At 29.2% G+C, this 12,110-nt stretch carries 13 protein-coding genes; all 13 read right to left on the bottom strand.

Annotation, left to right across the window (positions count from 1 at the left end; translation table 11 throughout):
- Position 1: 1 nt before the first annotated feature.
- The gene (locus BUA92_RS02515; protein WP_073016389.1) at positions 2-2,356 is read right to left on the bottom strand and encodes an ABC transporter permease; all 2,355 of its coding nucleotides are present in this window, start codon (positions 2,354-2,356) and stop codon (positions 2-4) included.
- A complete protein-coding gene (locus tag BUA92_RS02520) occupies positions 2,357-2,983 on the bottom strand; it encodes a TetR/AcrR family transcriptional regulator (RefSeq protein WP_073016392.1) in 627 nt (208 codons plus the stop codon).
- 159 nt (positions 2,984-3,142) lie between these two features.
- Complete coding sequence (locus tag BUA92_RS02525) at positions 3,143-3,979, bottom strand: YjjW family glycine radical enzyme activase (RefSeq protein WP_207650332.1); 837 nt, start codon at positions 3,977-3,979, stop codon at positions 3,143-3,145.
- Entirely contained in the window at positions 3,976-5,457 is a 1,482-nt protein-coding gene (locus BUA92_RS02530; protein ID WP_073016397.1) for a YjjI family glycine radical enzyme, read from the bottom strand. Before BUA92_RS02530 ends, BUA92_RS02525 begins: the two co-directional genes overlap by 4 nt.
- Before the next feature lie 153 nt (positions 5,458-5,610).
- Positions 5,611-6,177: a DUF4256 domain-containing protein gene (locus tag BUA92_RS02535; RefSeq protein WP_073016399.1), complete on the bottom strand. Its 567-nt coding sequence runs from the start codon at positions 6,175-6,177 to the stop codon at positions 5,611-5,613.
- 149 nt (positions 6,178-6,326) lie between these two features.
- Positions 6,327-7,166: a DUF4405 domain-containing protein gene (locus BUA92_RS02540; RefSeq protein ID WP_073016400.1), complete on the bottom strand. Its 840-nt coding sequence runs from the start codon at positions 7,164-7,166 to the stop codon at positions 6,327-6,329.
- Between the two features lie 130 nt (positions 7,167-7,296).
- Positions 7,297-7,620 (bottom strand): MazG-like protein, encoded by a 324-nt coding sequence (locus BUA92_RS02545; RefSeq protein ID WP_073016401.1) that lies wholly within the window; start codon positions 7,618-7,620, stop codon positions 7,297-7,299.
- Positions 7,621-7,675: 55 nt separating this feature from the next.
- Positions 7,676-8,050 carry a pyridoxamine 5'-phosphate oxidase family protein gene (locus BUA92_RS02550; protein ID WP_073016816.1) on the bottom strand — a complete coding sequence of 125 codons (375 nt, stop codon included), beginning with the start codon at positions 8,048-8,050 and terminating at the stop codon, positions 7,676-7,678.
- 203 nt (positions 8,051-8,253) lie between these two features.
- Complete coding sequence (locus BUA92_RS02555) at positions 8,254-8,739, bottom strand: hypothetical protein (RefSeq protein WP_073016402.1); 486 nt, start codon at positions 8,737-8,739, stop codon at positions 8,254-8,256.
- 116 nt (positions 8,740-8,855) lie between these two features.
- Positions 8,856-9,272, bottom strand: coding sequence for an NAD(+)--rifampin ADP-ribosyltransferase (gene arr / locus BUA92_RS02560; RefSeq protein WP_073016403.1), 417 nt, complete (start codon positions 9,270-9,272; stop codon positions 8,856-8,858).
- Between the two features lie 305 nt (positions 9,273-9,577).
- Positions 9,578-10,090, bottom strand: coding sequence for a PadR family transcriptional regulator (locus tag BUA92_RS02565; RefSeq protein ID WP_073016404.1), 513 nt, complete (start codon positions 10,088-10,090; stop codon positions 9,578-9,580).
- 40 nt (positions 10,091-10,130) lie between these two features.
- Entirely contained in the window at positions 10,131-10,979 is an 849-nt protein-coding gene (locus BUA92_RS02570) for a sialate O-acetylesterase (protein ID WP_073016405.1), read from the bottom strand.
- A 185-nt stretch (positions 10,980-11,164) separates the two neighbouring features.
- A complete protein-coding gene (locus tag BUA92_RS02575; RefSeq protein ID WP_242950034.1) occupies positions 11,165-12,085 on the bottom strand; it encodes an oxidoreductase in 921 nt (306 codons plus the stop codon).
- Positions 12,086-12,110: the final 25 nt, after the last annotated feature.

Here is a 12,110-nt window from a genome sequence, read left to right on the forward strand (position 1 = left end):
TCTACTCTTTTATTATAGATGTGATTTCGAATTTTTTTGTTTTTCTCATTACCATTGATATCACTATGAGTATAAGTACTATGAATACTATAGGAAAAACTATATACTCAATTAAACTATTTGTTATAAGATTAATATTTTTAATTCCTATGCCTGATATTGATAAAGCAACATTTACTAAACTTTCTCCTATTAAATTGGTTAAAAGTATCCCTAATATAATTCCCATTATAGAAACTCCACCAACTTTAATCATGTATTGCTTTTTTATATCTTCTTCAGAAAATCCAATGGCTTTTAGAATTGATATTTCAGAGAAATCTTTTGCAAGACGAAGTTTTAAAAACATTATTGTTATAAGCATTACTAAAGAAGAGCCTATAATTATTATAACTATAACAATAGTCTTAAGCTGTTTTGAAACTCCACCAAGGGTTTGATTAATAAATTCATCCATCGAGTCAACATTTACGCCTTCACCTAGAACTTCTCCCCACTCACTAGATTTATTTTTAACATTATTTTTATCTTTAAGATTAACTGAAAAAGAGTATTTATTAGAAGGTAGAGTAGGGAATTTATATTTAGACTTTGATGTATTTCCACCACTTGTAACGTCTTGATAAACTCCTGAAATATTGAAAGTGTGCTCTTTTCCATCATATAAAATAGTTATGGTATCACCAACAACCTTCTTTATTTCATTTGAGTTAATGTAGGAAATAGCTATTTCACTTTTACCTTCAGGAGCTTTACCAGTTAGATACTTAAGACCATTTCCTGCATTGTCACCACTATCTATATCCATGTTTGTATACACATTGTCTGAATTTAAAACTTTGACTCTTATGGTTTTATATTCATAGTAATCATTAATAGAAGGATCGTTAGTGAGAACTTTTTTTACATCAGAATACTTTGCTTCAAGTTTATCTCCATTTTCTATTTCAATAAGAATATCTTCTTGTGAACTTCCCATATATGTTATAAACTCTGGCGATTCAAAAGTTTTTAAAAGGTTCACTGGAACCATAATCATGACTATTGATATAGATACAACTGAAAGAACAATTAACCAACTTTTAAAGCCATAAAGAACTTCTCTTATTCCCATTAACCAATTAACAGAAAGTTTTTTTGACTTATATAATCCATCTTTTGTAGATTTTTTATTTTTATCAAATACATTTCTATTTACAAGTGCATCAATTACAGTTATGTTTTTTATTTTCTTTAAGTTTTTTTTGCAATAGTGATTAATCATAATGAAAACTATAAAGTTAGCAACAAGTCCTAAAATAAGTGATAAAGGGTGGAGTTTCATATTTCCGAAGGTTGAACTAATATGTCCTGTAAATAAGCTACTACTTATTAATGCAATGACATATCCTAAAACTACACCTAAGAGAGAAAGAACTTTATATTTATTGAAATAAATTCCTCTTATGTCTCTAAAATTTAGCCCTATAGCTTTCATAGTTCCTATTTCATTTATTTCTTCCTCTAGAGCAGTCATAATAGTAAATCTTATACAGATAAAAGCAACTAAAATTAAAAAAATACTAACAACAAAAAGTAGAAACACCGTGACAATATCAGTTAAGGCACTCATAAGAAATATTATTGAATAAGTTACTAATTGGCCATTTTGTGGAAGTTCTGCATCTTGATAAAGTGTTTTGAAGGTTTCTCCATCATTTTGGTTATCAAAATAGGCTTCAATAAGATATTCATTCTTTAAAGATCCGTTAGAAAGAGCATCAAAATCTGTATCGCTTATTAGAATTCTAGTAGAAGAAGCCATAGATGAGTTCATCATAGAATCTAATATAAATTCCTTAATTACGAACTCTTTTTTAGTATTGTTGATATTTAAAATAAGATGATCACCGATTTCCATATGATACTGTTCCTTTAAAAGCATAGGAACTCCTACTTCCCCATCTTTAAGAACTACTTTTTTATGATTAGTATCGAGAAGGAGATCTCTATTCCTATTCTGTTTTATAAGACTTATATCAAGTCTACAGTCAGAGAGATTATAATTATAATCATTACCTACTATATTTATATTTTCCCCATAAACAGTAAGCATATTAACTATCTGGCTATAAGTAACTAGTTTATTTTCGGACATAAACTTATTTATTTTTGCTTCATCAATATCTCCTTTATGCATTTGAAGAAAATGGGGAGGTGCGGCAACCTTATATAGGTCAGAAATTGAAGTGAATGTTTGTACTGCAATTAAAACTGACATAACTGCAAGCATTGATGAAAATATGATAAAGAAAAGTAATGCCATGTTAATAGCTTTATTTTTTATAAAATCATTTTTTATTATTGACCATCTCATCTAAAAACCCCTTTCTTTAAATAGTTTTATAAAGGAATTTTCAGAAACCTCAAGCATTTTTTCAAGAACTGAAATTAATGCCTCCATTATTTTGTTTTTATATTCTCCATCAAATTCAAAAATACCTTCATCAGTTAATGTAATTGAGGAGGCTAGGAAAATTTGCATATATTCTAAAGGAAATTTACAACGCCAAACTTTTTTTTCTACACCCTCTTTAATAATTTTTACTAAAATAGGAGCTACATCTATAACAATTTGATTTAAAATCTTCTGATGTAATAAGGCATTTTCAGTTTTATGCATTTCATTTATCATTTCACTATCTAGCTGATCTATTATTCGCATAGACATAAAAGCGCCCAGTAGTTTTTCTTCTAAAGTAATAAAATTATTATTAGCTACTTCATTCACTCTAGTTATTACAACATCTTTATATCTAGATACAATAGCATCAAGAACTTCTTCTTTGGATTTGAAGTAATGATAAAAAGTTCCTTTTGCAATTCCAACCTCTTTTAGAATGTCATTTATGGTACATTTATCATAACCCTTTATGTGAAACAACTTTTCAGCAATATCAAGTATTTCATTTCTTCTTTCATCATGTTCCTTAGTAATTCTCATAAATTTCACCTCATTCTATAACTAGACCGACCGTCGGTCTAGTTATAGAATAGTATATCATTTAGTTACTGTCAATATATTTTGTTTATTGAGTATAAAAATAAAAATGCCGCTACTTTTAATTTAAGTAGCGGCATTTAAAACTTTTTTATTTATTCACTAAACAATAACAACGTCCTTAACTCCATTTTTATGAGCAATTAACTTTAACTGCTCCATAGTATCAAGAGTTGGACTTTTCATATTTTTAATCTCTTCTCTAACCCCAAGTGCTCTAAATATAATAAGTTTGTATCTGATGTTTAAGTTACTTTTGCCTATTATTTTAGATACCATCTCAACAGTTTCTTCATTATTAAAAATATCAGGAACTACTACAGTTCTAACTTCATAAAGTTTATCAATAGAAATTAAATACTCCAAATTGTTTAAAACATTTGTATTATCAAATTGAATATATTTATTATGGGTATCTTTATCCCAAACCTTAACATCTAACATCACTTTATCACATAACTTAGTTAATTCATTCATTTTTCTAAAATCTTTTGAACCATTGCTATCAATGAAGCAAGTCAGATTTTCTTTCTTAGCTCTTTTAAACAAGTCTACTAAAAATTCCTCTTGTAGAGTACATTCCCCGCCAGAAACAGTAATTCCGCTTATGAAGGGTTTATAGTTCATTATCTCCTCCATTACTTCATCTGCTGACATAGACTGTACTTTTGCACTACTGCAACTATTACAAGTCTTTATACAACTATCACAATTACAGCAGTTAGCTTTATCCCATAATACTCTTCCATTATCTTTGGTTAATGCTTTTGTAGGGCATGATAACAAACATAACCCACAATTAGAACACAAATTGATGGTTTCAGGATTGTGACAATAAATACAGTTAAAATTACAACCTTGGAGAAATATTGAGGTTCTATTTCCAGGTCCATCAACTGAACTAAATGGAATTATCTTATTTACAATTCCCTTCATTATCTCACCTTTCTATCATAAACTCTTCCATTTCTTACCTGTCCTTGTCCAAGAACAACAGTATCTTGAAGAGTTGCTTCTCCTCTATTTAACTTTTCAATTTCACTCCTCTTAACTAGGTAACCAGTAATTCTTATAACATCAGAATCTGAGGAATAAAGTGAAAAATATCTTACGCCTTCTTTAAATGCACCTTGAATAATATTTAATATAAACTCAGGATTATTTATTGAATTTTTTTCAAACGGAAAAATATCTCCTGTTCCTGATGGAAAATACTTGTGGAATCTAGATATTTGTTTTAAATGCTTCCATAATTCAGGTTCTTCTCCAATTGGAACTCTTGTACCAGGACTAGTATTTATGTCATCTCCAATACCAACTTGAGCGTGAAGAAGTAATCTTTGTCCAGTTACTACACAATGTTCACTTTCATAGTTTTTAATAAATTCATCCATTGTGTCCATTATTCTTACACCTAAGTCATCAGCAAGCTTTGAATGTCCAAACTTATCTTCAAGCTTTTCAGCTTTCAGTAATATATTTACGCACTCAGCAAGTCCAACTACTCCAAACATTGATGTAAATCTATCTTTACTTATAAAACCTTCTTTAGCTAGGAAATTAGTTTCAAAGAAGGTGCTTTCCTCAACTACATATCTTATTCTTTCATTTATAAAATCTGCCATATGTTTCATAGCATTTGGTAACTTATCATTTATGAAATCTTCGATGTCTGTTGCTGTCTCTGCAAGATTAGATAATCTCATTCTAACTAAAGTATGAGCTCCTCCCCCAATATGCAATCCATTATAGCAACTAGCTATACCATATTCGCCAAGCTCAGACTTAAACATATCATCGTTTGCAAAACTTGGTTTAGCTGTTAATAAAGCTGTTTTTATAGCATCCATTGCAAACTCATCAGAAGTTTCAGAATTATATTTTAAAGTTAAATTTGGAATTGCATCTTGTAGTTCTCTTTCAACTTCAAGAATTAGTTTACCAGCTTTAGTAGCTTTAGGACCTAAGTTTCCATGACAAAATGAATCTGTAATTGTTCTATCTATTTGAGTTAAAAACAATCTAATTGCAAGTTTAGCTTCTTTTTCATCAGTAATAAATGGTTCTAATAGTTGATCTATACTGCCGATATATACTGGCATAGAAGTAATTGATGGTACATGTTTATACATGATTAATAAATTACTTGTAGCTTCCCAAATGTTAGTTGGAGGAGTAAGGTTTAAAAACTTAGAACCTTCTTTCATGAACTTTTCGTAATTAGGAAGTATATATCTTGGTCTATAAGGTACATTACCTTCAAATAAATCGCAAATTATTCCTGCATCTCTAAGTTTTTGAGTTTCTTCAGAAATATTTAAAACATTCACACTGTTTTCAGCATATTTAGCAAGTTCAAGAACTTTTTGCTCATATGTTAAAGTACTATCTTTTACAATTCTTTCGATATCATTCATAATAATCTCCTTTGTACAATAAATAATTAACTTTTGTTAGGTTTTAAATAATATTAAAACCTAACATTACTATTAATATTATAACACATATTTATAATGAAAAGAGTTAATCAAATAACAGTGATATTTAATTATTAATTGGAAATAAGAAACTTAAATTCTAAGTGAACCACGGAATCCTCTTACACCATAATAGGAATCTGCTCCATTGTGGTATACGAAAACATTGTTATATCTAAAATCTCCAAATATAGCACCACCTAGTTTTCTGATTTCAGCAGGTGTTTTTAGCCAACTTGAAGTCTTTGTGTCAAATTCTCCAAGTGTTTGAAGGTAACGATATTCTTCTTCTGATAATATTTCTATACCCATATAATTTGCCATCCCAATGGCACTATTTTGAGGTTTATGTTGCTTTCTTGACTCCAAGGCTTCATTATCATAACAAACGCTTCTTCTTCCTTTAGGAGTTTCCTTAGAACAGTCATAGAATACATATTCATTTGTAATTTCATCATAGCCAACAATATCTGGTTCTCCATCTGTTAAATCCATTTGATTAAGAGACCAAAGTTTTTTAGGGTTAGAGTCTAGCTTCACTTTTACTTTTTCCCATTCTATACTTTTATGTCTGTGCATATTTTTCTCAAAACGCACCTTCAATGTATGTAATAAACTTTCATGATCTTCCACTGATAGTTTTCTCATTTCATTTTCCATAACATGACCTCCTAAAATAATATTATTTTGGATTGAAATTTATTTTGAAAAAGTTACCAAAAGAAGCTATTTTTAGTAGCTTATTTTACTTAAGTAGTTATTTATATTATATAGTATAACCTGTATTTTTACTAAATTAATTATTAAAGCTAATTCATAGAGATATTTTTTCTATAAAATAGCTTTTCAACTAAGTAAGTAATCACAGTAAATACACCCATGATAGATAAGTATTTTGATAATGTATCTAAGATATTGGATCTTCCTAGTCCTATTTTATTAGGCATATTCTCATTAGCGGTTCTTTCAGCTTTATTACGATCTTTATTTGAACTATTAAAAGTATCTCCATCACCTTCTCCAACTTGGAAGTGCTCATTTGATTTTATGCTTCTATTTTCTTGCTTATTAACTGAATAATTAATATTAAATATGCGTATTGTTTTTGAAAAATAATTAACTGATGTCATGTTATATAATCCCAAAGCTAGTACTAAAACAGCCATGGCTTTTAATATATAATTAAGTGGTTTAATAGTTTTATTTATGTTAACTAGCTTCTTAAATACATTCATTATCCACTGCCAATGAAGTCCAACATGGATACCTATAAGCGCTAAAGCTATAAATGATGCTGAAACATGTGTTGACTTATTGAAAAAGCTGTTATGAATATTTAATCCACTAAAGGTAACTTTAGATATAAAAATACCGCTAATAATGATTATAGCCATATCTAATAATAAAAGGAGGTTAATAACATATCCAATTCTAGTTTTTAAAGTTATTTTTTTATTGAAAATTGATAAGGTTACATTTTTTACCCATCTCCAATTTAAACCAATATGTACTAATATTGCAATCCCCATGACTAAACCAGCAACTTCATGGAAAGTTAATCCGCCAAATATATGTGTATTAAATAGTAATGTGAATATTATTGCCATAATTACATCTAAAAAGAGCTTAAAATAATTTATTTTTTTCATTTTATTCCTCCTAATTATATAGTAAATTATAAATTTCTTTAAAAGTTCAAAATAATATGTGATTCTTATGTGAAAAAAGTTTAGACAAAAATAAAAACACCACTACTTTTATTAAGTAGTGATGTTAAATTTAGTTAATCTCAAAACTAGTCAAAAACTCATCTAGAGACTTGCTTATATCTATATTCATACGATCTGCAAGTACAATAATCCACCATATACATTCACTTAGTTTATGTTTTAATTCTTCAACTTCATCTCCAGATACAGGCCATCTTTTTTCATTAGCCATAGTTAATCTGCCAACAAGACCTGCATCAGTTAAAAAGGCTAATGCATCTTCTTCTACGCTCCACTTGCTTCCGTGATATTGTTTCTCTAACTCATGGTAGTTATCCCTTATCTTTATGGATCGTTTTATTATTTCATTTAAGTTTAACTCATTATTGTGCATTTTATTTGTATCCTCCTGAATGCTTACTTAATTTGTTTTTATAGTAATGATATATTTATAACATTTGTTTAGCCGAAGTGACTGTAATTTCTAAAACCCTTGTTAAAAATGAAAACTTATCTTTCATCATTTCATATTCAAATCCTGAGTCAAAAAATCTTGCAGTACCTTCTACTACAAAACCAGTACCTTGATAATTATCAAATCCTACAACATTTTTACTGCCTAAAGCCATTTTTATTTTATTATTAATATTTATATTTTCTTCAGTCTTATGCATTAAACCAGCTGGAATAAGAATTCTTTCATCTTCTACTACCACTAGATAAGAGTTCCACTCATTCACAATATGAGGTTCACCCTTTCCCCATGTTACAATAGTGACTATGCCTTCATGTTTCAAAACCTCATAAAATTTTTCAGACAATATTTTGTTAGTGTGCATACTATCTCGCCCCTTTCCTGTGACATATTCATATAATATCACTATTAATATGACAACATCCTGTCATATTAAAGACTTAATTATTAGATACACAATAAATTTAAGTCATTTTTTTAAGGAATATGTCTTTTTAAACGAAAAAAGGATAGAAGCTGAAATTTTCAATCTTCTATCCTTAATTCATTATTTTAATACTTATTTTTATTAAATATATCTTTTTCAACAATTTTCATTACAGTCTCATCTTTAAAAAATACAGGATATTTCATTCCATAGTTACCCCAGACTAGACAAGAGTATTTAGTAAAATAGAAAGTGCTAAAAAGTATTTCTTTAGCTGTGAGTTTTAGCAATATTTCAAGTAATCTTGGAGTAAGGCGAATAAAAAGATCATCTTTAGTTAAATTTAGTGAATCTATTAATACAATTTCATCTTCACTTAACGAAGCTTTTACTCTAATTTTAGCTTCTTCATCTATTCTTCCATAATAAAAATCACCATAAGAATTTTCAAGACCATTTGCTTGTACTAGCTTTCTGATATCATTATTTACCACCTCTTCAGTCCCTTCAATAGTGGTATTAGGATATTTATTAAAACCATCCATTATATTAACTAAGTAGATGGAATTTTGTTTTTTTAATTCCTCTAAGTTTATTTTAATAACATCCATGATAAATATCCTTTCTGAATTGTACTCATAATATTAAGTAATCACGTATAATAGTTGCTCAAAGAGTCATTTATACTATAAACAAGTTTCTTGTCCGAGTAACCTCAAAGTTAGAATTAATCGTATATAACATTTTTTCCTTCATCGCTTAATTTCTTTAATGATGAAATCATATGATTTATTTCTTCATCAGAATGTCTTTCCCATGAACCTAACTCAGCAACTATTTTCAACGGAGATTTAGATCTATAAGAACGTGTTGGATTTCCTGGAAATCTCTTATCAGTTAAATTAGGGTCATTTTCAAATTCACCTAATGGTTCTACAATATAAATTCTTTCTTTTAATTCAGATGTTGCTAATTCAGCTCCCCATTTAGCAGCATTTAATGTTCCAGTAAAATAAATATAGTTAGATTTTTTATTTTGGTAATTTGATAAGTGATGTGGTTCTAATAAATCTCCAATTTTTAGTTCTGCTTTAGTACCGTGAAAAAAAGGACCGTTATCTAAAATATCTTTTTTGTCATCCATACTGACACACTCCTTTTATTAAGATTCTAATAACTACAGACAAATAAATTAACTTGAATGTAGTGAATATCCTTCCCCATTTTTTGTATTACACCAATGAAGTAATTCTCTATGTGTTCATATGATACACCCACTATACCTAAATTATAAGCCTATAATTTAATTTTTTTATATGGTATAATTAAGATGGGCAAGAAAATTTGCACTACTTTTCACTAAAGAATGGGACTATTTAAAAACAGCACTCCTCTTATCTTCATATCTTAAAAACTAAGAGTTTATCCGAAACTAAGTTATTCTGTATTTCAGCGAATATCCTTTAACAACTCCTCAAACCATTTAACATTTACTAAATGATGAGACAGTGAATTCTCTAACATCTTTCCAAAATAAGTATTTCTAATTTCATCATTTTTTAGAGATTGTTCTAATGCAGTAACTTTCTTTTTAGTTTGCTCTATTTGTGTTTCAATTAGTTTTTTTAGATCGTCGCTATTATACTCATTAGCAAATAACATTGCTGCATAGAAAGTGAGATTTATGTAATCTGTCTTAGAGCCATATTTAAGCATCAAGTTTTCAAATTCTTTTTCACCAAGCTCCGTGATGATATAATTATTAGTCTCTCTAGTGTTTTCCGATTGGTCAACTTGTTTAATATATTTCTTTTCTTCTAATTGTTGAAGATTGTAATAGAATGATCCTTTGGTGAAATTTACTATATACTTATAGTGTCTCTCTTCCATTAAGGCCAATAATTCATATCCGTAAGAACCTGGGTTTTGCTTTAATAAACCTAATATAAGTAATGGTATCAATTAAATGCCTCCTTTATGTTCTCAATTTATATTAAAATATTTAGTTATTAGTAATTTGCATTATTTGAGATTCGAATTCCTCATACGATATTTTTCCAAGTGCTAAATCCATACTTTGTTTATATATCTTTTCTGTTTTTGTGTGTTCTCTAGTGTAACTAAGATTAATCAACTCATTTTCATTACTTAATGGCTCTAATACATGTTGCTTCTTATTAAAGGCTTCAAAATATCTCAAACCAAATTTTCTTTGAGAAACTGCATCTATATGAATACCATCCGGATTTGATGTTAAACATGATGCTGTGACAAAATAGCAATTATCTTGTTTAAAAGCAAATTTTTTCAACTCTTCATTAATAAAGCTATATTCAGTACACCCTTTTCCAAATCCTACTTTTCCTAAAAAGTCCCCTAATCCACCAATAATGAGAGGGATATCTGGAGCATTTAATTCTTTTCTAATGGCATTAATAATTACAAGCAATTTTTCATAATAAACTTTGTAGTTACCACCTAGACTATCGCTCTCTCCTTGATGCCATAGAATTCCTGTTAGCTCACTATTTTGCATAGCAAATTTAGCTTCAGCTATTGCATGTTTAAAAAGTGCTTCATCTACACCCCATTCATTTAATGTGCTTCCACCTTCAGCACATGGAATTAATCCAATAATATCTTCTTGATTTTGACGACTCCATGCATCTGCAAATGAAGCAGCTAGAGATATTCCAGAAACAGGTCTATCAAAATTGATTGGCTCAGCCATCATCTGCCATCTACCATTACGAAGCATTTGTATTCTTTCATTATAAATTGGGGTTACTTCATGAAGAAACCCTCTTCCAGCCATATTTGATTGTCCTATCATTAAAAATGATTTAATCATTTTTTTCATCCTTTCTTTTCTATAAATAAATTAGTCTAATTAGACTAATCTCACTTACATATTATAGTCTAATTAGACCATATGTCAATTATATGTTTTTACCAATTTTATAATTATATAAAAAACACCACTACTTTTAATTAAGTAATGGTGTTTCGAAAAATTCTGAAATATATTTATTTTAATTAAATGAATTTTACATTTGTTAACTTTTCAGATAACTCCCAAAGCTTTGAGGATACTAGAGTGTCATATGCTTGTTCAGGAACTTTAGATAAAGTAGGATACCCTCTCATCTCTTTTAACTTAGATGGACCATAGTAAGCACCGCCTTTTGCTTCCTTAGCCGTTGCTGCATAAAGTGATGGCCAAGCTCCATGTGCTGCTGGTTGAAAGAAAACTGGTCCAAATAAACGACGTACTATTCCAGCAGGACTATTCTTTCCAGATCCATTTGGGATTAATTCTGTTCTCGAAATACCTGGATGAACTGACATGCTTCTGATTCCCCATCCTGCTGCATCACTTCTACGTTGCAGTTCAAATGCAAACATAAGGCATGCAAGCTTTGATTGAGCATAGACATCCATAGGCACGTACTTTTGTTCAGCTTGAAGATCATTAAAATTTATCTTACCTGAACGATTAGCAATACTACTTAAAGTAATTACTCTTGGATCTTTTCCATTCTTTAAGAGTGGAAGTAATTCTGCCGTTAATGCAAAATGTGAAAGATAATTTGTACCCATCTGAAGCTCAAAGTTATCTTTAGTAATCAATCTCTTAGGTGGAGTCATTACTGCTGCATTGTTTATTAAAACATCTAAACTTTTACGTTCTTGTCTCATCTTTTTTCCAAATAATTTTATAGATGAAAGGTCAGCAAGATCAAGTTTCTCAAAGCGAATATTTCCTGATGGAGCTATTTTTTTTATCTTTCTGATTGATTCCTCGCCTTTATCTTTATTTCTACCAGCCATTATCACTTCTGCTCCTGCTTTAGTTAGTTCTAATGCTGTTTCATATCCAATTCCACCTGTTCCTGTAACAACAACTGAACGACCTTTTTGTGATGTGATATCAGCTGATGTCCAATTTCTTTTCATATTTTCTCCCATAATAACAACTCCT

Source organism: Clostridium intestinale DSM 6191 (assembly GCF_900130055.1).
Lineage (GTDB): Bacteria > Bacillota > Clostridia > Clostridiales > Clostridiaceae > Clostridium_T > Clostridium_T intestinale.